The organism is Micromonospora coxensis, assembly GCF_900090295.1.
Lineage (GTDB): Bacteria > Actinomycetota > Actinomycetes > Mycobacteriales > Micromonosporaceae > Micromonospora > Micromonospora coxensis.
Map to the genome: position 1 here is coordinate 5933560 of NZ_LT607753.1, position 22276 is coordinate 5955835.

21 protein-coding genes are annotated in these 22276 nt (G+C 75.2%); 12 read left to right on the forward strand and 9 right to left on the reverse strand.

Going from position 1 to position 22276, the window contains the following annotated elements; genetic code table 11:
* Positions 1–68 precede the first annotated feature (68 nt).
* The 3 genes from GA0070614_RS27085 to GA0070614_RS27095 all read left to right on the forward strand — a co-directional run bounded on the left by GA0070614_RS27085 (position 69) and on the right by GA0070614_RS27095 (position 3729).
* Positions 69–1160, forward strand: coding sequence for a ferredoxin reductase (locus GA0070614_RS27085; protein ID WP_088978599.1), 1092 nt, complete (start codon positions 69–71; stop codon positions 1158–1160).
* A gap of 14 nt (positions 1161–1174) precedes the next feature.
* Positions 1175–2317 carry a fatty acid desaturase family protein gene (locus GA0070614_RS27090; RefSeq protein WP_088978600.1) on the forward strand — a complete coding sequence of 381 codons (1143 nt, stop codon included), beginning with the start codon at positions 1175–1177 and terminating at the stop codon, positions 2315–2317.
* Between the two features lie 239 nt (positions 2318–2556).
* A complete protein-coding gene (locus tag GA0070614_RS27095; protein WP_088978601.1) occupies positions 2557–3729 on the forward strand; it encodes an alanine--tRNA ligase-related protein in 1173 nt (390 codons plus the stop codon).
* 286 nt (positions 3730–4015) lie between these two features.
* On the opposite strand, the gene GA0070614_RS27100 is transcribed toward GA0070614_RS27095, so the two are convergent.
* Both GA0070614_RS27100 and GA0070614_RS27105 read right to left on the reverse strand, forming a co-directional pair.
* Entirely contained in the window at positions 4016–5014 is a 999-nt protein-coding gene (locus GA0070614_RS27100) for an Acg family FMN-binding oxidoreductase (protein WP_088978602.1), read from the reverse strand.
* Between the two features lie 98 nt (positions 5015–5112).
* Positions 5113–5691, reverse strand: coding sequence for a dienelactone hydrolase family protein (locus GA0070614_RS27105; RefSeq protein ID WP_088978603.1), 579 nt, complete (start codon positions 5689–5691; stop codon positions 5113–5115).
* Between the two features lie 197 nt (positions 5692–5888).
* On the opposite strand from GA0070614_RS27105, the gene GA0070614_RS27110 reads away from it, so the two are divergent.
* From GA0070614_RS27110 to GA0070614_RS27125, 4 genes are all read left to right on the forward strand, one after another.
* A complete protein-coding gene (locus GA0070614_RS27110) occupies positions 5889–7406 on the forward strand; it encodes an ATP-binding protein (RefSeq protein WP_088978604.1) in 1518 nt (505 codons plus the stop codon).
* Positions 7407–7432: 26 nt separating this feature from the next.
* Positions 7433–9241: an acyl-CoA dehydrogenase gene (locus GA0070614_RS27115; RefSeq protein ID WP_088978605.1), complete on the forward strand. Its 1809-nt coding sequence runs from the start codon at positions 7433–7435 to the stop codon at positions 9239–9241.
* Positions 9242–9302: 61 nt separating this feature from the next.
* Complete coding sequence (locus GA0070614_RS27120; protein WP_197701355.1) at positions 9303–9455, forward strand: hypothetical protein; 153 nt, start codon at positions 9303–9305, stop codon at positions 9453–9455.
* A 135-nt stretch (positions 9456–9590) separates the two neighbouring features.
* The gene (locus tag GA0070614_RS27125; RefSeq protein WP_088978606.1) at positions 9591–9953 is read left to right on the forward strand and encodes a hypothetical protein; all 363 of its coding nucleotides are present in this window, start codon (positions 9591–9593) and stop codon (positions 9951–9953) included.
* 34 nt (positions 9954–9987) lie between these two features.
* Here the strand turns inward: GA0070614_RS27125 and GA0070614_RS27130 are convergent, their stop codons facing one another.
* From GA0070614_RS27130 to GA0070614_RS27145, 4 genes are all read right to left on the reverse strand, one after another.
* Positions 9988–11667 (reverse strand): long-chain-fatty-acid--CoA ligase, encoded by a 1680-nt coding sequence (locus GA0070614_RS27130; protein ID WP_088978607.1) that lies wholly within the window; start codon positions 11665–11667, stop codon positions 9988–9990.
* 205 nt (positions 11668–11872) lie between these two features.
* Positions 11873–12883, reverse strand: coding sequence for a hypothetical protein (locus GA0070614_RS27135; protein ID WP_088978608.1), 1011 nt, complete (start codon positions 12881–12883; stop codon positions 11873–11875).
* A gap of 138 nt (positions 12884–13021) precedes the next feature.
* Positions 13022–13201 (reverse strand): hypothetical protein, encoded by a 180-nt coding sequence (locus GA0070614_RS27140; RefSeq protein WP_088978609.1) that lies wholly within the window; start codon positions 13199–13201, stop codon positions 13022–13024.
* Positions 13202–13283: 82 nt separating this feature from the next.
* On the reverse strand, positions 13284–13997 hold the full coding sequence (locus GA0070614_RS27145) for a polyamine aminopropyltransferase (protein WP_088978610.1): 714 nt from the start codon (positions 13995–13997) through the stop codon (positions 13284–13286).
* Between the two features lie 155 nt (positions 13998–14152).
* On the opposite strand from GA0070614_RS27145, the gene GA0070614_RS27150 reads away from it, so the two are divergent.
* Positions 14153–15157: a zinc-binding dehydrogenase gene (locus GA0070614_RS27150; protein ID WP_197701501.1), complete on the forward strand. Its 1005-nt coding sequence runs from the start codon at positions 14153–14155 to the stop codon at positions 15155–15157.
* 72 nt (positions 15158–15229) lie between these two features.
* Here the strand turns inward: GA0070614_RS27150 and GA0070614_RS27155 are convergent, their stop codons facing one another.
* The gene (locus GA0070614_RS27155) at positions 15230–15832 is read right to left on the reverse strand and encodes a class I SAM-dependent methyltransferase (protein WP_088978611.1); all 603 of its coding nucleotides are present in this window, start codon (positions 15830–15832) and stop codon (positions 15230–15232) included.
* Positions 15833–15947: 115 nt separating this feature from the next.
* On the opposite strand from GA0070614_RS27155, the gene eccB reads away from it, so the two are divergent.
* Positions 15948–17333, forward strand: a complete 1386-nt coding sequence (eccB, locus tag GA0070614_RS27160) for a type VII secretion protein EccB (RefSeq protein WP_088978612.1) — start codon at positions 15948–15950, stop codon at positions 17331–17333.
* A gap of 67 nt (positions 17334–17400) precedes the next feature.
* Here eccB and GA0070614_RS27165 read toward each other — a convergent pair whose 3' ends face one another.
* Positions 17401–18006 carry a class I SAM-dependent methyltransferase gene (locus tag GA0070614_RS27165; protein ID WP_088978613.1) on the reverse strand — a complete coding sequence of 202 codons (606 nt, stop codon included), beginning with the start codon at positions 18004–18006 and terminating at the stop codon, positions 17401–17403.
* 40 nt (positions 18007–18046) lie between these two features.
* Positions 18047–18661 carry a methyltransferase domain-containing protein gene (locus tag GA0070614_RS27170; RefSeq protein WP_088978614.1) on the reverse strand — a complete coding sequence of 205 codons (615 nt, stop codon included), beginning with the start codon at positions 18659–18661 and terminating at the stop codon, positions 18047–18049.
* 394 nt (positions 18662–19055) lie between these two features.
* Here GA0070614_RS27170 and GA0070614_RS27175 point away from each other — a divergent pair, with 394 nt between their 5' ends.
* Genes GA0070614_RS27175 through GA0070614_RS27185 form a run of 3 tightly spaced genes read left to right on the forward strand, consistent with a single transcriptional unit; the run spans position 19056 to position 22263 of the window.
* On the forward strand, positions 19056–20054 hold the full coding sequence (locus tag GA0070614_RS27175; RefSeq protein WP_231933399.1) for a zinc-dependent alcohol dehydrogenase: 999 nt from the start codon (positions 19056–19058) through the stop codon (positions 20052–20054).
* The gene (locus GA0070614_RS27180) at positions 20054–20872 is read left to right on the forward strand and encodes a sugar phosphate isomerase/epimerase family protein (protein WP_088978616.1); all 819 of its coding nucleotides are present in this window, start codon (positions 20054–20056) and stop codon (positions 20870–20872) included. Before GA0070614_RS27175 ends, GA0070614_RS27180 begins: the two co-directional genes overlap by 1 nt.
* Complete coding sequence (locus GA0070614_RS27185) at positions 20869–22263, forward strand: MGH1-like glycoside hydrolase domain-containing protein (protein ID WP_231933400.1); 1395 nt, start codon at positions 20869–20871, stop codon at positions 22261–22263. Before GA0070614_RS27180 ends, GA0070614_RS27185 begins: the two co-directional genes overlap by 4 nt.
* Positions 22264–22276: the final 13 nt, after the last annotated feature.

Here is a 22276-nt window from a genome sequence, read left to right on the forward strand (position 1 = left end):
AAAAATCCGTGCCCAATTCACCTTTGCTGGTCAAGATGTTATCCGCACGGGCGAGCACTCTGGGGAGCATGACCACCACCGTCCCGCGTTCCCCGGCGCGGATCTCCGTCCGGGCCCGGTTGCTCAGGCTCGCCGAGACGGTCACCACCCCGCTGCTGCCGGAGGACTATCTCGACCTGGTCGCGCCGCTGCGCGCCGGCGCCGCCCTGCGCGGGCGCGTCGTCGCCGTCGACGCCGAGACCCGCGACGCCGCCACGCTGACCATCCAACCCGGCCGCGACTGGCGCGGGCACACCCCCGGGCAGTACGTGCGCCTCGGCGTGGACGTGGACGGCGTCCGGCAGTGGCGGGCGTACTCGCTCACCTCCGCGCCGGGCCGTCCCGACGGCCGGATCTGCGTGACCGTGAAGGCGATCGACGGCGGCAAGGTCAGCAACCACCTGGTCCGGCGGCTGCGCCCCGGCACGATCGTCCAGCTCGACCAGGCGCAGGGCGACTTCGTCCTGCCCGACCCCGCCCCCGCCCGGGTCCTCTTCCTCACCGCCGGCAGCGGCATCACCCCGGTCATGGGGATGCTGCGCGCCGGCGCGCACACCCGCTCCGACGTGGTCGTGGTGCACTCCGCGCCCACCGCCGCCGACGTGGTCTTCGGCGCGGAGCTGCGGGACCTCGCCGCGCGGGGCGCGATCCGGCTGGTCGAGCGGCACACCGACACCGACGGGCTGCTCGGCGTCGAGGAGCTGGCCGGGCTGGTGCCCGACCACCTGGAGCGCGAGACGTGGGCCTGCGGGCCGGTGGGGATGCTCGACGCGGTCGAGGCGCACTGGACCTCGGCGGGCGTCGGCGAGCGGCTGCACACCGAGCGGTTCCGACCCACCGTGATCTCACCGGGGGAGGGCGGCACCGTCACCTTCACCCGGGCCGGTCTCACCGTGCAGGCCGACGGCGCCACCCCGATCCTGGAGGCCGGAGAGGCCGCCGGCGCGCTCATGCCGTCCGGCTGCCGGATGGGCATCTGCTACGGCTGCGTCCTGCCGCTGCGCCAGGGCGCGGTGCGGGACCTGCGCAACGGCGAACTGACCACCGCCGTCCCCGGCGACGGCGTCCTCATCCAGACCTGCGTGTCGGCGGCGGCCGGTACCTGCGACATCGACCTGTAAGACGGAGGCCGGACGTGACCGTGATCCAGAAGAAGCCGGACAACCCGATCGCCCACCTGAGCGCCGAGGACATCGAGATCATCGGCAAGGAGCTCGACGCGATCCGGGACCGGGTCCTCGCCGAGCGCGGCGAGTCGGACGCGCGCTACATCCGCAAGGTCATCAAGACCCAGCGGACGCTGGAGATGAGCAGCCGCGCGGTGCTGCTCTTCTCGCTCTTCCCGCCGGCCTGGGTGGTCGGCACCCTGGGCCTCTCCATCGCCAAGATCCTCGAGAACATGGAGATCGGCCACAACATCCTGCACGGCCAGTACGACTTCATGCGGGACCCGAAGATCCACTCCACCACCTGGGAGTGGGACCACGTCTCCCCGGCCGACCAGTGGAAGCACTCGCACAACGAGCTGCACCACACGTACACCAACGTGCTCGGCAAGGACAACGACCTCGGGTACGGCATCATGCGCGTCGACGAGGACCAGAAGTGGCACCCGATGCACCTCGGCCAGCCGCTGTGGAACCTCGTCAACGCCTGCTTCTTCGAGTACGGCATCGCCGCGTACGACCTGGAGCTGGGCCGCAACCTGCGCAAGGGCCGCCACAAGGCCCCCGAGTTCCGGGCCCGGGCCCGCGCGGTCGGCCGCAAGATCCGTCGCCAGGTGCTCAAGGACTACGTGATCCACCCGCTGCTCTCCGGCCCGTCCTTCCTCACCACCCTGGCCGCCACCTTCACCGCCAACCTGGTCCGCAACCTGTGGAGCCACTCGGTGATCATGTGCGGGCACTTCCCGCAGGGCGTGGAGACCTTCGAGAAGACCTCGATCGAGGGCGAGACGCGCGGCGACTGGTACCTGCGGCAGATGCTCGGCTCGGCCAACATCAGCGGCAGCCGGCTGATGCACATCATGACCGGCAACCTGTCGTTCCAGATCGAGCACCACCTCTTCCCCGACCTGCCCAGCTGCCGCTACCAGGAGATCGCCCCGCAGGTGCGGGCGCTGTTCGACCGGTACGGGCTGAAGTACACCACCGGGCCGCTGCCCAAGCAGGTCGCCTCCGCCTGGTGGAAGGTCATCCGGCTCTCGCTGCCCAACCGCAGGACCGCGCAGCCGGTGGACGACCTGCCGACCCGCGCCCTCGCCCCCAGCGGAGCCTGAGCCACCGCCGCAAAACCGGTGGGCGGCGGCGCTGTCGTCGCGGTACGGTCGGGGACATGCAGATCAGGCGCAGCACCGTCGCGGCCGCGCGAGCTTCCCGCTCGCCGGCCGCCGCCGCCTGACCTCCTGACCCTCGAAGCCGGCGACCGGAAACGGTCCGCCGGCTTCGTGCTGTCCGCCCGGGCGCCCTGCCGGGACGGCGGACCCTCTCCGGTCGCGCCCACCGGAAGGCCACCGCCATGACACCCGAGCAGATCCTGCACACCTTCCTCGACCACCACCACCGGCGCGGCCACCGCGACGCGCCGGAGAGCACGCTGGTCCCGCCGCCGGGCGATCCGGTGCTCTTCACCACCTCCGGGATGCACCCGCTGACGCCCTATCTCGAGGGGCGGCCACACCCGGGCGGCCGGCGGCTGGTCAACGTCCAACGCTGCCTGCGCACCACCGACCTGGACGAGGTCGGCGACCGTACCCACCTGACCGTCTTCGACATGCTCGGCTCCTGGTCGCTCGGCGACTACGGCATCGCCGAGAGCCTGCGCTGGGGGCACGAGCTGCTCGTCGACGGCTTCGGCCTGGACCCGGGCCGGCTGCACGCGACCGTCTTCGGCGGCGACGACCAGGTCGGCCCCGACGAGACCGCGTGGCGGACCTGGACGGAACTCGGCGTCCCGGTCGAGGCGCTCCGCGACGACAACTGGTGGTCCAACGGGCCGACCGGCCCGTGCGGGCCCGACTCGGAGATCTTCGTGTGGACCGGCGACGGCCCACCCACCGGCACCCCCGGCACCGACGACCGGTGGACGGAGGTGTGGAACCACGTGCAGATGCGCCACCACCGGCACCCCGACGGACGGCTGACGCCGCTGTCGCAGCCGAACATCGACACCGGGATGGGGCTGGAACGGCTGGAGATGGTGCTGCGGGGCGACCGGTCGGTCTACCCGGGCGCGGGGCTGCGCCCCTGGGTGGACGCCGTCGGCGAGCGGTGGCCACTGGACGAGGTGTCGCTGCGGATCGTCTGCGACCACCTGCGCTCCGCCGTCGTGGTGCTCGGCGACGGCGTGCGGCCGTCCAACACCGGCCGGGGGTACGTGCTGCGCCGGCTGGTCCGCCGCGCGTTGACCGTGCTGTGGCGCGACGACGTGTCCCGGACGCTGACCGGGCTGCCGCCCGGGTTGGCCGGGGACACGCTGCGCCGGTTCCGCCAGCACGGTGACGTCACCGCGCTGCGTGACGTCCTGGCCGAGGAGGAGCGCCGCTTCCGCGGGCTGGTCGGGCGGGGACGGCCGGTGGTGGCGCGGCTGCGGTCGCGAGGGCCACTGGGCGACGCGGACTACCGCTGGCTGCACGACACCCACGGGCTGCCGCGCGACCTGGTCGACGGCCTGCTCGGCGGGACCGACTGAGCGACCCCGCCCGGCGGGTCGGCCTGTCCGGCCTGCCCGGCGACGCCTGTCCGGCCGTGGGTCGGCCTGTCCGGCCGTGGGTCGGCCTGTCCGGCCGTGGGTCGCTCTGTTCGGCTGTGGGTCGGTCTGTCCGGCCGTCGGGTCGGCTCGTCCGGCCCGTGGGTCGGCCCGCCGGCTCGACGGTGGCTGCCGGCCCGCCGGCCAAGCTCGGCCCGCCGGCCAGCCCGGCCCGCCGGCCGGGCTGGCCGGCGGGCCGGATCGGGTGGACCGAAAGGCCGGCGGCCGGTCAGGCGTCGATCTCGATCACCTCGTCGGCCTGCCGGCGCGGCGCGGTGGGCAGGTCGTCGGCCGGCGGGCCCCAGCCCACCCGGACCACCAGGTAGGGCTCCCCGACGTCGGCGAGCAGCTCCCGCATCATCCGGCGCGGCCAGGCCAGCTCGATGGTGTCGCTGATCGGCGCGGTGGACAGCCCGTCGGCGGTCGCGGTGAGCAGCAGCGCCGACAGCGCCTCGCCGCCGCGCAGCCAACCGGCCGGGTCGTCCCGGTCGCCGAAGAGGATCACGTACGCCGCGCCCCGGTCGAAGTCCGTGCCGGCCTGCAGACCCGCCGCCTCGCCGGGGGCGTGGTCGCGTACCGGCACCCGGCGCGGCGCCGGGCGCACGGCGGTCGCCGCGGGAACGCCGTCACCACTGGACTCCGGGCGGTGCGTCCACCGGTGCAGCTCCTCCCGGTACGCCGGGTCGGCCAGCTCGGCGTCGCCGGCCCGGGCGGTGGACACCGCCAGCATCGGCATCTGGTCCGGCCGGACCACGTGCAGGTGCGCCCCCTCCGCCTCGACCGCCGCCCGCAGCCGGGCCAGCTGCTCCGCCGGCACCGGACGGTCGCCGTACGCCCGCCGGTCGGTGCGCCGGCGGGGGATGGCGTCCACCAGCCGCGCCGCGGCCAGGTCGAGCGTCCCCGGCCCGGTGGCCCGCACCCGGGCCAGCAGCCCCGGGTCGGCCGGATCGGGCAACCGTTCCACAGTGGCCGTCCAGCCGCCGGCGGTCAGCGCCACCCGGGCGTGGTGCAGCACGGCACCACAGCTCAGGGTGAGCAGCCGGCCGTCCGGGTCGGTGGTGGCGAGCTGCCGGGACCCGTCGGAGCGCAACTCCAGCGCGGTCGGGGTGACCCGCCAACGCCAGGGTTGGGTGTTGAACACCGACGGGGCGTACAGGGACAGCCGGGCGGCGGCCTCGAGTTCGCGGACGGTCGGCGCCTGGCCCGTGGTGGTGGACGGCTGGGTCATCGGGAAACACCTCCTCCCGCCACCCTGCCCCTGCCCGCCGGGCATCGACAGGGCCGAACGGACCCGACCCCCGGGACCCCCGACCCGGGCCGCGCGGGTCAGCCGTGCGTGGCGAGGAAGTCGAGCATCCGGGTGGTGAGCAGCGTCGTGGCGGCCGCGTCGTACGAGGGCAGGCTGTCGTCGGCGAAGAGGTGCTCCTTGCCGGGGTAGAGGAACAGCTCGGCCTGCGGCGTCGCCTCGACGAGCGCCCGGGCGGCGTCGAGGTCGCCCTCGCCGACGAAGACCTCGTCGGCGTCCATGCCGTGGACCTGCACCGGCACTCCCGCCGGCCATCCGTCACCGAACTCGCCGGGCGGCAGGCAGGCGTCGACGAGCAGCGCGCCCTTCGCGCCCGGGCGGGTCTGGGCCAGTGCCTGCGCCGACACGACGCCGAGGGAGAGGCCGACGTACACGAGCCCGGCCGGCAGCCCGTCGGCGGCCTGCCGGCCCCGGTCGAGCAGCGTGCCGAACCCCACCTCGCGGGCGTGGTCGAGGCCCTGCGCGAGGTCGGGGAGGACCCGCCCGTCGTACAGGTCGGGCAGGTGGACGGTGTGCCCGGCACCCTCCAGCGTCGCGGCGAGGTGACGGACCCCGGGCGTCAGCCCGAGCGCGTGGTGGAACAGCAGGATCTCGGCCATCGGTGCTCCTCTTCCCGGCGGGTCGCTCCCGCCCGCGGCCATCCTGGACCATGGGTCCGACAACGGCCGGCCGGTCCGCCGCGCGGGCACGCCGCCCGGCCGTGACCCCCGGCCGGGCAACCGGGCGTGCGGTGGCCGTGCCGGTGCGGCGGTGTCAGACTGGCCCGGTACGCCGCCGCAGCCAGGGACGTGGACGCATGACGGGACACGGGTACGCACTCCGGCCGGACACCGACACCGGGACGCTGCTCGGCGCCCGGGTCACCCTCGTCGACCCCGACGCGCTGCTGGCCGCCGCGGCAGCCGAGCCGGTCGACCTGCTCACCGACGCCGACCTGCCCGCCGGGGTCCGCCGGGCCCGCTTCACCGTGCGCGCCGAGGCGGGGACGCACCACTTCGAGGCGTACCTGACGGCGGGCCCACCCGGCGCGACGGTGGGGCTGCTCGCGCTCGGCCTGGCCGGCCCGGCCGGGGTGCTGCTGGCCCGCCGGCTGGCCGTCGGCGACCCCCGCGCCGAGCGGGTGCTGGCCGGCGCGGGCCGGGTGGCCGTCGAGGCGTCCCGCCGCCTCGGCCTGCGTCCGCCGGGAGCAGCGGCCGGGCCCCGGCCAGGGCGACGGGGCGCGGCGACCGCCCTCGCCCCCCGGGACGCCGCCGGAGAGGCGGTGCTGCGCGAGGCCGAGGCGCTCGGGCTGCGCCCCGACCTCGACCACCGCGTCGCACCGGGCGCCCGGTCGGTGACCGTGCGCGGCGCCGTGCCCAGCCGGGAGGTGACCCCGGCGCACCTGCGGGCGATGGTCGGCGTGTGGCTGCAGGCCGTCCGGGAACTGGCCGGCGACACCCCCGAGCCGCGGGTGCTGCGCGGGCGGTCGTACACCGTGGGGGTAACGCCCGACGCCGCGCCGCCGGGCACCGCGGCGGTGACCCTCGACCAGGTCGGCGGCCTCGACGACGTGGTCGCCCGGTTCCGCGAGATCGCCGTGTCGTTCCGGCACCCCCAGGTCATGGCCCGCTGGGGCGCCCGCCGCCCGCAGGGCATCCTGATGTACGGCCCGCCGGGCACCGGCAAGACCATGCTGGCCCGAGCGCTGGCCAACGAGATCGGCGCGGACTTCCGCGAGATCCGCACCCCGGAGATTCTCGACAAGTACCTCGGCGGCTCGGAACGCAACATCAAGCAGATCTTCCGGGAGGCCCGCGCCCACCGGCGGCCCACCGTCATGCTCTTCGACGAGTTCGACAGCATCATCAGCTACGCCGGGGCCGGTGGCGACGCCGCCAGCCAGGCGGTGAACGCGGTCGCCGGCATCTTCAAGCAGGAGATGAACACCCTCATCGAGGCCAACCCGGACGTCATCGTCGTCGCCACCACCAACTTCCCGCACCGCGTCGACGCCTCGCTGACCCGCTCCGGGCGCTTCGACGTCAAGCTGGCGATCCCGCTGCCGGACGAGGACGGGCGGGCGGCGATCGTCACCAAGATGGTCCGGGAGCTGATCGCCCGGCACGAACGGCCCGGCTTCCGGATGTTCGCCGACGACGTCGACCCCCGCGCGCTGGCGGCGCTCACCCCCGGGCTCACCGGCGCCGACCTGCGCGAGGTGCTGCGCCGGGTGCAGCTGGCCAAGGCGATGCGTGAGGCCACCGAGGGTGCGCCGGCCGGCCCGATCAGCCAGGATGAGCTGGCGGAGGCGATCGCCGGGCTGCGTCGCGGCTGACGGCGCCCGCGCCCGGAAGGAGAACCGTGTCGTCCACCCTGCTGTCCCGTCGTGACCTGCGCTTCCTGCTGTACGAGTGGCTCGACGTGTGCCGGCTCACCGAGCGCCCCCGCTACGCCGAGCACTCCCGGGAGACCTTCGACGACGTGCTGGACCTCGCCGAGCGGCTGGCCGTCGAGCACTTCGCCCCGCACAACCGGGCGGCGGACACCAGCGAGCCGACCGTCGAAGGCGGACGGGTACGGATGATCCCGCAGGTCAAGGCCGCGCTGGACATGTTCGCCCGGACCGGGCTGCTGGCCGCCAGCATGGACGAGTCGGTCGGCGGCATGCAGTTGCCGCACGTCGTCTCCGCCGCCGCGTTCGGCTTCCTCCAGGCCGCCAACGTCGGCACCTCGGCGTACCCGTTCCTGACCCTGGGCAACGCCAACCTGCTGCTCGCCCACGGCAGCGCCGAACAGGTCGACACCTACGTGCGGCCGATGGTGCAGGGCCGGTTCTTCGGCACCATGTGCCTGTCCGAGCCACAGGCGGGCAGCTCGCTGGCGGACATCACCACCCGGGCCGAGCCGCAGGACGACGGGACGTACCGCCTCTTCGGCACCAAGATGTGGATCTCCGGCGGGGACCACGAGCTGGCCGAGAACATCGTGCACCTGGTGCTCGCGCGGATCCCCGGCGGGCCGCCCGGGGTGAAGGGCATCTCGCTGTTCGTGGTGCCGAAGATCCTGGTCGGGCCGGACGGCGCGCTCGGCGCCCGCAACGACGTCACGCTGGTCGGCCTCAACCACAAGATGGGCTACCGGGGCACCACCAACACCCTGCTCAACTTCGGTGAGGGGGTGCACCGCCCGGACGGCCGCCCCGGCGCGGTCGGCCACCTGGTCGGCCCGGCGCACCAGGGCCTGGCCCAGATGTTCCACATGATGAACGAGGCGCGCGTCGGGGTGGGCGCGGGCGCCACCGCGCTCGGCTACACCGGCTACCTCAAGTCGCTGGCGTACGCCCGGCAGCGCCCCCAGGGCCGCCCGGTCACCGACAAGGACCCCACCGCGCCGCAGGTGCCCATCGTCGCCCACACCGACGTACGCCGGATGCTGCTGGCCCAGAAGAGCTACGTGGAGGGCGCGCTGGCGTTGGTGCTCTACTGCGGACGGCTGCTCGACGAGGAGCGGACCGCCCCGGACCCGGCCGACCGCGAGCGGGCCCACCTGCTGCTGGACATGCTCACCCCGATCGCCAAGAGCTGGCCGTCGCAGTGGTGCCTGGCCGCCAACGACCTCGCCATCCAGGTGCACGGCGGCTACGGCTACACCCGCGACTACGACGTCGAGCAGCACTGGCGGGACAACCGGCTCAACCCGATCCACGAGGGCACCCACGGCATCCAGGCGCTGGACCTGCTCGGCCGCAAGGCCACCATGCGCGACGGGGCCGCGTTGGCCGTGCTGCTGGAGACGATCCGCGCGAGCGTGAGCCGGGCCTGGAAGGCCGACGGGGAGGCGGCCGAGCTGGCCGCGCGCCTCGGCGCGGCGGTGGACCGGATCGCCGCCACCACCCGCCGGCTCTGGGCCGGCGGCGACCCGGCCCTCGCCCTGGCCAACGCCGGCGTCTACCTGGAGGCGGTCGGGCACGTGGTGGTCGCCTGGATGTGGCTGGAGCAGCTGCTGGCCGTGGACGCCGCGCCGTCCGACGCCGACCCGGACTTCTACGCCGGCAAGCGGCAGGCGGCCCGGTACTTCTTCCGGTACGAGCTGCCCCGCACCACCGCCTGGTTCGACCTGCTGGACAGCCTGGACCGGACCACCCTGGAGATGCGCGACGAGTGGTTCTGACCGTCCGCTTCCGGGCCGGCGCGGGTGGAGGCCACGGGCGTCACGTGGCAGGCTCACCGCCATGATCGACGACTTCGCGTTCCCGGAGGCTCTGCCCCGCTGGGACGACGTCGAGGCGGGCGAGACCGAGGTGTGGGCGACCGAGCACGAGACGCGCGAGGAGATCGTCGACCGCTACCGTCGGGTGTGGCGTTACTCGGACGCGACGGACTGAGGAACCGTCGAACGTGGGTTCCTGGCGGACTGCGAGGGAACTGACCACGGCGCGGTGCCATGGTCGGGCGCTTCGGTCGTGGAGCCGGATCGACCACCGTCCCGGCCCGGGAGCCGGCTGGATATCCTGACGCGCATGGATTCCGGGGACACGACGGACTCCGACCCGCTGTCGCGGGAGGACCCGATGGCGACGTTGCGCAGCTGGTGGCGGCTGCCCGGGCCGGTGCGGGCGGAGGTCCGGCGGCTGAGCCTGGAGCGGCGGCACCACCCCGACGAGGAGATCGCCTGGACGGCGTGGCGCTGGGCGCAGGTCGTCCTGCCGCCCGGCGCGCCGGAGCCGGGGCGGGCCCGCAACATCCTCAGCGCCCTCGGGTTCTGGACCGAGATAGTGGTCGACCTGGTCACCGGGGCGCAGCCGACGGACCCGCCGGCTCCGCACTGGCTGGACCGCAGGCGGGCCCGCCGCATCCTGCGCCTCGGTCCGCCGGTGCGCTGAGGGCACCCGGTGCGGCGGTGGCCGACCCGGTCGCTCAGCCCTGCGCCAGCAGCCGTTCCCGGACCTCGCGGCGCAGGATCTTGCCGATCTGCGAGCGGGGCAGCTCCTCGACCACCACCACCCGGCGCGGCACCTTGTACGCCGTCAGGTGCTGCCGGCACGCGGTACGCAGGCCCTCCGGGCCGGTGACGCAGTCCTCGTGCAGCACCACGACCGCCACGACCTCCTCGCCGCCGTGCTCGCCGGGCAGGCCCACCGCCGCCGCGTCGACGACCCCGGGCACCCGGCGCAGCGCGTCCTCCACCTCCGACGGGTACACGTTGAAGCCGCCGGTGATGATCAGCTCCTTGATCCGGTCGACCACCCGGACGAATCCGTCGGCGTCCATCACCACCACGTCGCCGGTGCGCAGCCAGCCGCCGGGCAGCAGCACCGCGGCGGTCTCTTCCGGACGGTTCCAGTAGCCGGAGAAGACCTGCGGGCCGCGGATCAGCAGCTCACCGGCCTCGCCCGGAGCCCGGTCCACGGACGGGTCCTCCGGGTCGACGATGCGGACCTCGGTGGACGGGAACGGCACCCCCACGGTGCCGGGCCGGCGGGTCGGGGAGACCGGGTTGCCCAGCGCCACCGGCGAGGTCTCGGTCATGCCGTACCCCTCGACCAGCAGGCCACCGGTGACCGACTCCCACAGCTCGACGGTCGACGGCGGCAGGGCCATCGCGCCGGAGATCGCATACCGCACGGAGGTCAGGTCGACGCCGCGCTCCCGGGCCGCCGTGGCGAGCTTCTCGTAGATCGGCGGGACGGCGGGCAGGAAGGTCGGCGGGCGGCGGCGTACCGCGTCGAGCACCTGGTCGACGTCGAAGCGGGGCAGCAGCACCAGGGTCGCGCCGATGTCCACCGAGAAGGTCAGGCAGAGCGTCAGCCCGTACGCGTGGAACAGCGGCAGCACGGCGTACACCGTCTCCTCGCCGTCGCGCAGGCCCGGCACCCAGGCGCGACCCTGCGCGGCGTTGGCCCGCAGGTTGCGGTGGGTGAGGATGGCGCCCTTCGGGGTGCCGGTGGTACCGCCGGTGTACTGCAGCAGCGCCGTGTCGTCCGGACCGGGCGCGGGATGGTCGGCGGCGAGCGGGGCGGCGTCGGCCAGCAGCGCGTCCCAGCTCAGCGCGCCGGGCGCCGGGGCGGTCATCGCCGACCGGGCGGCGCGGGCCTTCGGCAGCGGCAGCCGCAGCGCCCAGCGCTTGAGCCGGGGCAGCGCCCGGCTCAGGTCCACCGCGACGACCGTTTGCACCGCGCCGGCCCCGCGCACCAGCGGCGCGACCTTGTCCCAGACCACGGCGACCCGGGCGCCGTGGTCGGCGAGCTGGTGGGCCAGTTCCTGCGCGGTGTAGAGCGGGTTGTGCTCGACCACCACCGCGCCGAGGCGCAGCGCGGCGTAGAAGGCCACCACGTGCTGCGGGCAGTTCGGCAGCACCAGCGCCACCCGGTCGCCCGCGCCCACCCCGAGCCGGCGCAACGCCTCCGCGGCCCGCGCCACCTGCGCGTCCAGCTCGGTGTACGTGGTGGTGGCGCCGAAGAAGTCGAGGGCGACCCGGGGACCGAACCGGCGGGCCGCGGAGCGCAGCAGGTCGACCAGCGAGTCGTCCGACGGCGCGATGGTGGCCGGGACGTCCGGGGCGTAACTGCGCAGCCAGGGCCGCTCGGTCAGGTCCATCGGATCTCCCGTCGCTGGTGGTGGCGCGCCGTCCGGTGGCGCCGGCGTCGTGTGCCCAGGGTAACTTACGGGCCGGTAACCTACGGTGGCGTAGGTGCCTGGCGAGTCGCTATCGCCGCCGTCCCCGGCACCGTCGGCGGTGCCGCGCGGTGGCCGCCACCGCGCGGCGCCGGACGCCTCGGCTCAGCGGCGAGGCGGCACGGCGTCAGCAGCCGGTCCAGCGCACCGGGGTCACCCGGCCGTGGTCGTTGCGGAACCCGACGATCGCGCCGGTGTCGGCGATGGCGCTGGCGCCGACGCCGATCCGGTCACCGCCCCCGGGCAGGACCCGGGAATCACCACCCCGCACGACGCGGTCCCCACCGACCACCACCCCACGGGCGTTGACGTCCGCCACCCAGGGCAGCTCGTCGGCGAGGCGCGACCAGGAACGGTCCCGCAGGTCCCATCGCACCCGCATCTGGTCGGAGCCACCGAGGTCCACCCGGCCGACCGCCCAGTGTCCCTCCGCCGCGTCGACGTTGACCGACCGCGCGCCGGGCACGGTCAGCGATTCGCGCCGCCCGTCCAGGTACCGGGCCCAGCCGCTCCACCTGGCCGTCTCCCAGTCCCCGGAGGTGCCCACGACGGTGCCGTCGCGCGTGACGCCCAGGGCCCAGGCGGTGGCCGGTACGTCGAGCACCTCCACCGTGCCGGGGCGCGCCGCCGGCCAGCGCAGGGCGAGCTGCCGGCCGGTGCCGGCCTCCTCACCCGATCCGACGATGTCTCCGGCGGCGTTGATCGCCGTCGCCCCGGCCGAGCCGGACGGGCTCGGCAGCAGCTCGAACGTCCCGTTCCGGTACACCCAGGGTCGGTTCCGGCCCTCGGCCCAACCGTTGCCGACGACCACTCCGTGCGAGTTGACGTCCGCCACCGAGTCGGCCAGCGGCGACTCCACCGTGGTCAGCCGGCCTTGCCGCCAGACCAGCAGGAACAACTGGTTGCTCTCCTCGCCACGGCGCAGGGCCGTGCCGGCGACGAACCGGCCGGTCGGGTCGACGGCGGACGCCTCGGCCCGGTAGACGTCGGCGGGGAACGGCAGGGTGGTGACGGTGCAGGCGCGGGTGGCGGTCCTGGGCGCGGCGGAGGCCGCCCCGGAGCCGGCGACGCCGAGCGAGGTGGACAGCAGTCCGGCGACGGCCGCCGCCAGGATCGTGCGTCGAGCGAGGTGGGTCATGACGGTTCTCCCCGTGTCGGGCCCGGTGGTGCCGGGCGTCGAGTCATGACCGACCCACGCCCCACCGGCCCGCACGGTTGCGGTCCTGTCGGATCGCCGACGCGCGCCCCCGTAGACGCACCCGGTACGGCCGCCGGGTCAGCGGCGGCCGGCGGAGTGGTGCTGCATCGCCTGCCGTCCCCGGACGAACGCCAGCACGATCACCACGATCAGCGCGATCGCCCCGATGATCATCAACCAGCGGGCCGCCTCCAGCAGCAGCCCGAGCAGGAGAAGCGCGCCGCCGACGACCCCGACGACCCAGAGCATGGCCCGCATGTCCGCCACCTTTCCGAAGAGTTGACGGCTGCCTTCCCCGCCCTGCCGGGCGGCATGCCGCGGACGGCCGGAAAAGGCCAGGTCAGCGCCGGGCGACGTAGACCGTGTTCGCCGATTCGCCCCCGGTGAGCGGGTTGGCGAATGCGACGACGTGCGCCTGGGAGGTCGGGAACACCTCGGCGAGCACCCGGCCGAAGTCGGCGTCCGGCGGGTCGTCCGACCAGAGCGCGAAGACCCCCTCCGGGTGCAGCAGCTCGGCCAGCCGGCGCAGCCCGTCGGGTGTGTAGAACGGGGCGTGGCTGGGGTGCAGGACGTGCCGGGGGGAGTGGTCGACGTCCAGCAGCACGGCGTGGAACCGGCGGCCGGGGTGCTCCGGGTCGAGGCCGTCCCCGCCGGCCACCGCCGCGAAGAAGTCGGCCCGTACGAACCGGGTACGCGGGTCCGGCGCCAGTCCCGCGGCGAACGGCAGCAGCTGCCGGCGGTGCCAGTCGATCACGTCCTCGATCGCCTCGACCACCACCAGGGACCGGACCCGGGGATCCTCCAGCGCGGTCCGGGCGGTGTAGCCGAGGCCGAGCCCGCCGACGGCCACGTCGAGGTCGTCGCCGCCCAGCGCCGCCAGGCCCAGCCGGGCCAGCTCGATCTCGGCGACGGGGAAGAGGCTGGACATCAGGAAGTCGTCGTCGAGTTTCACCTCGTACACGTCGACGTCGAGGGCCGGGTCGCGCCGCCGGCGCAGGCTGATCGCGCCGATCGGGGTCTCTCGCCAGGCCAGTTCCTCGAAACGCGCGCCCACCCCGGCCTCCTCGCCGTCGCCTGTCGTGCCGGGATGCTACCGGTACGGGCGGGATCCGCGCGGATTTCCGGTGCGGCGCGCATCCCCGCCGGCACCCCGGGTACCCGGGAAAAGATCGGGACGTCGACGGACGGAGGAGACCTGTGGTGGCTCAGATGCTGGCCGGACGGCTGCACGTGACCGATCGGGCGCTGCGGGTGGAGACGGTGCCGGTGCCCGAACCCGGCCACGGGCAGGTACGGATCAGGGTGGCCGCGGCCGGCGTGTGCCTCTCCGACGTGCACCTGATCGACGGCACCCTCACCCCGCTCTACCTGCCCGACGACGTGGTGACCCTGGGTCACGAGGTGGCCGGGGTGATCGACGCGCTCGGCGAGGGGGTGCAGGGCTGGCAGCCGGGGCAGCGGGTGCTGCTCCAGGCGGGGGAGCGGGACCGGCGGGGCACCGTCCTCACCCGGGGCGTCGACTACGACGGCGGGTGGGCGGAGTACGCCCTGGCCCGGCAGGACACCGTCGTGCCGATCCCCGACGACCTCCCCTTCGAGCAGGCGTGCATCATCCCGGACGCGGTCTCCACGCCGTGGGCGGCGGTCACCGACACCGCTCGTACCCGCGCCGGCGAGGCGGTCGCCGTCTGGGGCGTCGGCGGCCTCGGCGCGCACGCCGTCCAACTGCTGCGGCTGGTCGGGGCGGCCCCGGTGATCGCGGTGGACCCGCTGCCGGCGGCCCGGGAGCGGGCGCTGGCCCTCGGCGCGGACACCGTGCTCGACCCGGGTGAGGTCACCTTCCGCGACGCGGTGCGGGAGCTGACCGGCGGCCGGGGGCTCGACGTCGCGTTCGACTTCGCCGGGGTGACGGCGGTACGCGAGCAGGCGCTGACCGTGCTGGGCCGCCGGGGCCGGCTGGTGCTCGCCGGCATCGCCAACAAGCCGGTCACCATCGCCTCGGACAGCCCGTTCAACTACTTCCAGCAGGCAGTGCTGGGGCACTACGGCTCGGAGGCCGAGCACGTCGAGCAGTTGGTCGGCCTGGCCCGGGCGGGTCGGCTCGACCTGGCCGGCTCGGTCAGCGACGTGCTGCCACTGGCCGAGGCGGCGGAGGCGGTCCGCCGGGTCGAGTCCAAGCAGGGCGACCCGATCCGCCTCATCCTGCGTCCCTGACCAGGCGGGCCGCCGGGCCGGCGAGGGTCAGTGGGAGGGTCCGCCGGCAGGTCACCGGGACCGCGTGGCGGGTCAGGCGGGCCGGCGGGCGACCACCAGCGTGTCGAGGGCGTCGCGGGTCGCGCCGTTCACGGTGACCGGCCGGCGGACGGTGTCGGCCCGCTGCACCCGCAGCCCGTCGAGCCCGGCGACCACCGCCTCCGGGGTCAGCAGGATCTCCGGGTCCCGGGGGCCGCCGACCCCGCTGTCGAGGTTGGCGCGGTCGTGCCCGACCACGACGATCGTGCCGCCGGGGCGCAGCGCCGCCCGCGCCCCGGCCAGCGCCGCCGTGGACTGCGCCGGCGGCAGGTGCAGGTAGGCGAGGACGACCAGGTCGTACCGGTCGGGTTCGGGGAGGTCCGTGGTGACGTCGCCGACCCGCCAGCGCACCGCTACGCCCCGGCGCGTGGCCAGGTCCCGGCCGCGGTCCACCGCCACCGGCGAGAAGTCCACCGCGGTGACCCGCCAGCCCCGCCCGGCCAGCCAGACCGCGTTGCGGCCCTCCCCGGCGGCCAGGTCCAGCGCGTCACCCGGGGGCAGGTCGGCGGTGGCCTCGACCACGAAGCGGTTCGGCTCGGCCGTCCAGACCAGCTCCGGCGCGGCGGCGTACCGGGCGTCCCAGTCGGTGCTGTCCATCCCGTGGTTATACGCCACCGTCGGGCCCGCCGGATGCCGGGACGACGACGCAGGGTCTCCGGGACATCGACGGAACGCATATCCTGTGCCCCGACGACTCGCCGGAAGGGACACCATGCCGTCGCGGCAGGACCAGCTGCACTCGTACCAGTTCACCGTCCAGCGGGCGGTCGCCGCGCTGGTCATGCGGGAGACCGATCCGGCGCAGTCGCCGTTTCGCCGGCTGGCCGGCGCGGGCCTGGCCAGCGTGCTGGTGGCCGCGATCGTCCTCGGTGGCTTCGCCCTCTACGGCCTGTTCGCCGGTGGCGGCAGCAAGTGGCGCGATCCCGGCGCGGTGATCGTGGAGAAGGAGTCCGGCGCCCGGTTCGTCTACCGCGACGGCAAGCTGCACCCGGTGCTCAACTACGCCTCCGCGCTGCTGATCATCGGCGCCGACCGGTCCAGCACCGTGCTGGTCTCCCGCCGGTCCATCGAGGGGGTGCCCCGGGGCCTGCCGCTGGGCATCGCCGACGCGCCGGACTCGCTGCCCGCGCCGGGCCGGCTCTCGACGACCCCCTGGACGGTCTGCTCCCTGGCCCCGACGCAGGCGGACCGGTCGGCCCCCCGCTCGGCGCTGCTGATCGGGCAGGACGCCACCGGCGGACGCCCCGCCGGGGAGGAGGGGGTGCTGCTGCGGCACCCGGACGGCAGCCTGCACCTGCTCTGGCGGGAGCGGCGCTACCTGCTGCGGGACACCGCCCGGGTGCTGGCGGCCCTCGCCGCCACCCGGGAGCGGGCCGTGCCGGTCGCGCCGGCGCTGCTCAACACCCTGCCGGCGGGGGCGGACCTCGCCCCACCGGCCCTGTCCGACCTCGGACAGTCCTCGACCGGGGTGTCCGGCGCGGTGGTCGGTGACGTCTACCTGGTCCGCAACTCCGGTGGTGGTCGCCAGTACGCCGTGGCCCTGCGGGGCGGCCTGGCCGGCATCACCGAGTTGCAGGCGGCCCTGCTGATGGCCCGCACCGGCCAGGACGAGCCCGATCCGATCAGCCTCGGCCGGTTCGCCGCTCTGCCGAAGCTGCCCGCTCTCGTCCCCACCGGCCCCGCCGCCCCGCCGCCCGCCCCGCCCCGCCTGGCCGGCGTCGACGGCGGCGGGATCTGCGTCCGGGTGGGCGACGACGGCGAGGTCGACGACGTACGGGTCGGGGCGGGCGTGCCCGACCTGGCCGCGGTGGCCCGTACCGCTCCCACCGGGCGCGGGGTGCTGGCCGACCACGTGGTGGTGGAGCCCGGCCGGGGCGCGGTCGTCGAGTCCGTCGCGGCGCCCGGCGCCACCGGCGGCGCGATCTCCGTCGTCACCGACCTGGGCCGGCGGTACGTGCTGGCCGACGCGGAGGTGCTGGGCATGCTCGGCTACCGCGACGTGCGCCCGCTGCGGCTGCCGGCCGGGCTGGTCAGCCTGGTGCCGGCGGGCAGCCCGCTCGACCCGACCGCCGCCCGGGCGGTGGCCGCCCCCGCCTGACGCCCGACGTCGGCAGGCCGGCGGCGGCCCGTCCGTCCCCGCTCGGCGGGCGGGGACGGACGGCCGGTCACTGCGCGGGCTTGCGCAGCACGGTGACGGCGAAGTCGGCGTCGTCGCGCCACGGGCGCAGGTCCCAGGTGGCGAAGCGCTGCTCGGGGCGCAGCCGGGCGGCGACGGCGTCCGCGTCGAAGTCCTCGATCCGGTAGCCCCGGTCGGTGCCGAAACCGACCAGTACCACCCCGTCCGGGCGCAGGTGCGCGGCGATCCGGGACAGCACGGCCTGCTCGGTGCCGGGGGCGACGAAGGCCATCACGTTGCCGGCGACCACGGCCGCGTCGAACGGCTCCGGCTCGCCGGCCGCGGCCAGGTCCAGTTCGGCGAGGTCACCGACCAGCCAGCGCGGGCCCGGGTGGTCGGCCCGGGCGGCTTCGACCAGCGCCGGATCGGCGTCCACCCCGACGACCCGGTGACCCCGTGCGGCCAGCGCCGCTCCGACCCGGCCGGTGCCGCAGCCGGCGTCGAGGATCCGCGAGCCGGGCGCCACGGTCGCGTCGACCAGGCGGGCCTCGCCGGCGAGGTCCGCGCCGTCGGCGGCGAGCTTGCGGAAACGGTCGATGTACCACTGCGAGTGCCCGGGACCGGTCTCGGTCGCCCAGCGGGTGGGGTTGGCCATGCCGCCACGGTAGCCGCCGCCCGGCCGGGCGGCGCGGCGGTCAGGCCACCCGGGCGACGGTGATGAACTCGTTGTACGTGAAGAGCTTGCCGAGCGCCCTCGGGAACGGGAACGAGTACTGCCGGGTCACCGTCATGCCGAGGTCACGGGCCGCCTGCGCGGCCTCGTCGAACCCGACGAACCGGACGTGGGTGGCGTCGCTGGCGTACCCGCGCTCCTGCGGGGTGATGAAGACGACGGTGCCGCCGGAGCGGACGAACGGCAGGTAGGAGGAGATGACCTCCAGCGCCTGGGCGGCCGGCAGGTGCTCCAGCAGGTGCGCGGCGAGCAGCGAGTCGAAGGCGTCGGGCCGCGCGTGCGGGGAGCGGAAGAACTCCTCGATCGTGTACGCCTCGTGCCCGGCGGCCCGGGCGTGCGCGACCGAGGTCGGGTTGTGGTCCACCCCGACCGCGTCGCCGCCGAGGTTGGCCAGGTTGCGGCCGAGCCCGCAGCCGACGTCGAGGGTCCGGCCGAGGTGCAGGCGGCGCAGGTTCCACCGGTACGGCGCCTGTACGTCGAGCAGTTGCTTCCAGCGCGCGCCGCCGAGGCGTTGCAGCCGGCGGGTGTAGTCCTCACCCTCGGTGCTCGCCGCGGTGTCCTGACGTGTGTGTTCCATCGCCGGCCCCTTTGCCTGTAGCGGATACGGACAAGGTGGTGCTCACGCACCTCCGGCGTCACGCGCGCAGCGCGTACCGCCGGCCTCCCCCCGCACCCGCCCGTCGCGGGCCCCCGCACGATGCTACGGACGACGCGGCCTCCCGTCAGCATGATCGAGCGGGTGCTTCGTGGTGTGTCGCGGCGACTGCGGAGGGTGATCGGATCTCGGGCCCCGCCGGGGAGGGGCGCCGGCACGAAGGAGGGCGCAGGCCCGCGAAGCACGCATCGCGCGCCGAGGACGCTATTGATCAATAACAAGACATATGGCGATTTACCTTGGTAATCTCGAATCCGGTACGTCCCGGGAGTGCGCCATGGGCAACTGGGTTGTCTCTCTGGCCGGGCCGCGGCGCGTGAGCCTCGAGCCCTGCCCCACCGATCCGCTCGGCCCGGGCCAGGTCCGGGTCCGCACCTGCTTCTCCGGCATCTCCGCCGGCACCGAACTCACCCTGTTCCGGGGCAGCAACCCCCGGCTCAGCAAGGACTGGGACGATCTCACCCGGATGTTCGTCCCCCGGCAGACCCCGGTGCCGTACCCGCTGGTCGGCTTCGGCTACGAGGAGGTCGGCGAGGTCGTCGAGGTGGCGGCCGACGTCGACGACCGCGTCCCGGGGCAGCTCGTCTGGGGCATCTGGGGGCATCGGGCCGAGGCCGTCCTGCCGGCCGGCGCGGTCACCCCGCTCGCCCCCGGGCTCGACCCGCTCGCCGCCGTGTTCGCCCGCCCCGGCGCCATCGCGCTGACCGCCGTCCTCGCCGGCGACCTGCACCTCGGCGACTGGGTCGGGATCTTCGGCCAGGGCGTCATCGGGCTGCTCGCCACCCGGCTCGCCACGCTCTCCGGCGCCCGGGTGGTCGCTGTCGACCGGGTGCCCGCCCGGCTGGCGATGGCCGCCCGCCTCGGCGCGCGACGGACCGTCGACGCCGGCGTCGAGTCCGCGGCCGGCGTGCTGCGTACGCTCAGCGACGGCCGGGGCGCGGACGTCTGCCTGGAGCTGTCCGGGGCGTATCCGGCGCTGCACGAGGCCATCCGCGCCACCACCCACGCCGGCCGCGTCGTGGCGGCCGGCTTCTACCAGGGCGGCGCCGAGGGGCTCGGCCTCGGCGAGGAGTTCCACCACAACCGGATCCAGCTGGTGGCGGCCCAGGTCTCCGGGCCCGCCCCCGCGCCCGGCCTGGCCGGCCGGTGGTCCGGCGCCCGCATCGCCCACACCTTCATGGACCTGGTGGCCGAGGGCAGCGTCGACCCGCTGCCGCTGGTGAGCCACGTCGTGGACGCCCGCGCGGTGGCCGACGCGCTGGCGTTGCTCGACCGCGGTGCCGATGACGTCCTCCAAGTCGTGCTGAGGTTCTGATGACCCTGCCACTCGCCTGCCAGGAGCAGTTGCTCCCCGGCGCCGACCTGCCCCAGAAGTTCGCCCTCGCCCGCGCCCTCGGCTACGACGGCATCGAGCTGCGCGGGCGGGGTGACCTCGCGTTCGCCCGCCGCCTGCCGGAGCTGCGCCGGGCCCGCGCCGAGGGGGTGGTCATGCCCACCGTCTGCGTGGAGATGGACCACTTCATCGGCGACTTCGTCCCGGCGCTCTCCCGGGACGCGGTGGCCAACCTGCGCTCCCAGCTGTCCGTCATCGCCGAGCTGGGCGGCGTCGGCGCGATGACCCCGGCCGCCTGGGGGATGTTCTCCCGCCGGCTGCCGCCGTTCGAGCCGCCCCGCTCACCCGCCGGTGACCGGCAGGTGCTCGTCGACGCCCTCGGCGAGCTGGGCGAGCACGCCCGTGCCGAGGGCGTCACCCTCTTCCTCGAACCGCTCAACCGGTACGAGGACCACATGGTCAACCGGCTCGACGAGGCCGTGGCGCTCTGCGCGGCCGTCGGGCTGCCGTCGGTGCGGGTGGTGGCCGACACCTTCCACATGAACATCGAGGAGGACGACGTGCACGCCGCGCTGCGCGCCGCCGCGCCGTACCTGGGGCACGTGCAGGTCAGCGACTCCAACCGGTACCAGCCGGGCGCCGGGCACCTGGACTGGCCGGCGCTGCTGCGCACCCTGGGCGACATCGGCTACCCGGGCTGGCTGGCCGTGGAGTGCCGGCTGCGCGGGGACCCGGTCCGGGCCCTGCAACAGGCGGCCACCGTGCTGCGCCACGCCCGGCCCCGGCAGGCGGCGGCATGAGCGCCGGGACCGCCGGCACGGCGACCGGCGAGCCCGCACCCCGGCCCGCCGGGCCCGGCCGGCGCGTCGCCGACCCGGCTCCGGGGGAGCGGATCGCCGCGCTCCGCCGGCTGGCGATCGCCACCCTCGACGCGAACTGGGAGCACGACCACACCGTGCCGTCGCGCACCCTCTACCCGCACCAGTGGAGCTGGGACTCCGCGTTCATCGCGATCGGGTCGGCGCACGTACGCCCGGACCGGGCCTGGCGGGAGCTGCACACCCTGTTCGCCGCCCAGTGGGCCGACGGGCGGGTGCCGCACATCGTGTTCAACCCGGCGCTGCGGGTCGGGTCGTACTTCCCCGGTCCGCAGTTCTGGGGCTCGACCGCCGCCGACGGGGCGCCCGCCGTCGCGACCTCGGGCATCGTCCAGCCGCCGGTGCACGCCCAGGCGGCCTGGCTGGTGCACCGGCGGGCCCCCGCCGAGGCGTCGCGGGAGGCGCTGCGCCGGCTCTACCCGCGGCTGGTCGCGCAGCAGCGGTACCTGACCCGACGCCGCGACGTCGGCGGCGCCGGGCTGGCCTGCATCGTGCACCCGTGGGAGTCCGGCCTGGACAACAGCCCCGCCTGGGACGCGCCGATGGACGCCGTCCCCGCCGACGCCGCGGTGATGCGGGCGTACCGGAGGCACGACACCGCGTACGCCGACGCCGCGCACCGCCCCACGGACCTGGACTACGCGCGCTACGTCGCGATCGTCGACTCCTACCGGGCCCACCGCTACCGCGACGACACCCTGGCCGGTCGGCATCCGTTCCTGGTCGAGTGCCCGCTGTTCAACGCGGCGCTGGGCGCGGCGGAGCACGCGCTGGCCCGGATCGCCGGGGTCGTCGGCGCGGACCCGGGCCCGCACCGGGAGCGCGCCGCCCGGGTCACCGAGGCGCTGGTGCGCCGGCTGTACGACCCGGACACCGGCACCTTCCATCCGCGTGACCTGCGCACCGACCGGCTGCTGCCGGCCCGTACGGTGCTCGGGCTGATGCCGCTGCTCCTGCCCGACCTGCCCGCCCGACAGGTCGAGGCGGTGATCGTCGAGGCGTGCTCGCCGCGATTCGGCCTGGCGGCGCGGATGGAGCGCCCGCTGCCCACCCACGACCGCACCGCGCCGGACTTCGAGCCGCTGCGCTACTGGCGCGGTCCGGCCTGGATGAACACCAGTTGGCTGCTCTGGCGCGGGCTGCTCACCCACGGCCGGCGCGACCTGGCGGCCGGGCTGCGCGAGTCCATGCTGGAGCTGGTGGCCACCGGCGGCTGCCACGAGTACTTCCACCCGGACACCCGGGCGGGGCTCGGGTCGGCGGCGTTCAGCTGGACGGCGTCGCTGCTGCTCGACACCCTCGCCGAGGGCTGAGGCGCGGTCCCGT

Excerpts from the sequence above, each read along its gene's own strand:
- GA0070614_RS27185 (WP_231933400.1), top strand. The coding sequence starts at position 20,869 with ATGAGCGCCGGGACCGCCGGCACGGCGACCGGCGAGCCCGCACCCCGG.
- GA0070614_RS27150 (WP_197701501.1), top strand. The coding sequence starts at position 14,153 with ATGCTGGCCGGACGGCTGCACGTGACCGATCGGGCGCTGCGGGTGGAG.
- eccB (WP_088978612.1), top strand. The coding sequence starts at position 15,948 with ATGCCGTCGCGGCAGGACCAGCTGCACTCGTACCAGTTCACCGTCCAG.
- GA0070614_RS27135 (WP_088978608.1), bottom strand. The coding sequence starts at position 12,883 with ATGACCCACCTCGCTCGACGCACGATCCTGGCGGCGGCCGTCGCCGGA.
- GA0070614_RS27100 (WP_088978602.1), bottom strand. The coding sequence starts at position 5,014 with ATGACCCAGCCGTCCACCACCACGGGCCAGGCGCCGACCGTCCGCGAA.
- GA0070614_RS27110 (WP_088978604.1), top strand. The coding sequence starts at position 5,889 with ATGACGGGACACGGGTACGCACTCCGGCCGGACACCGACACCGGGACG.
- GA0070614_RS27125 (WP_088978606.1), top strand. The coding sequence starts at position 9,591 with ATGGATTCCGGGGACACGACGGACTCCGACCCGCTGTCGCGGGAGGAC.
- GA0070614_RS27180 (WP_088978616.1), top strand. The coding sequence starts at position 20,054 with ATGACCCTGCCACTCGCCTGCCAGGAGCAGTTGCTCCCCGGCGCCGAC.
- GA0070614_RS27130 (WP_088978607.1), bottom strand. The coding sequence starts at position 11,667 with ATGGACCTGACCGAGCGGCCCTGGCTGCGCAGTTACGCCCCGGACGTC.
- GA0070614_RS27105 (WP_088978603.1), bottom strand. The coding sequence starts at position 5,691 with ATGGCCGAGATCCTGCTGTTCCACCACGCGCTCGGGCTGACGCCCGGG.
- GA0070614_RS27140 (WP_088978609.1), bottom strand. The coding sequence starts at position 13,201 with ATGCGGGCCATGCTCTGGGTCGTCGGGGTCGTCGGCGGCGCGCTTCTC.
- GA0070614_RS27120 (WP_197701355.1), top strand. The coding sequence starts at position 9,303 with ATGATCGACGACTTCGCGTTCCCGGAGGCTCTGCCCCGCTGGGACGAC.
- GA0070614_RS27085 (WP_088978599.1), top strand. The coding sequence starts at position 69 with ATGACCACCACCGTCCCGCGTTCCCCGGCGCGGATCTCCGTCCGGGCC.
- GA0070614_RS27155 (WP_088978611.1), bottom strand. The coding sequence starts at position 15,832 with ATGGACAGCACCGACTGGGACGCCCGGTACGCCGCCGCGCCGGAGCTG.
- GA0070614_RS27095 (WP_088978601.1), top strand. The coding sequence starts at position 2,557 with ATGACACCCGAGCAGATCCTGCACACCTTCCTCGACCACCACCACCGG.
- GA0070614_RS27170 (WP_088978614.1), bottom strand. The coding sequence starts at position 18,661 with ATGGAACACACACGTCAGGACACCGCGGCGAGCACCGAGGGTGAGGAC.
- GA0070614_RS27165 (WP_088978613.1), bottom strand. The coding sequence starts at position 18,006 with ATGGCCAACCCCACCCGCTGGGCGACCGAGACCGGTCCCGGGCACTCG.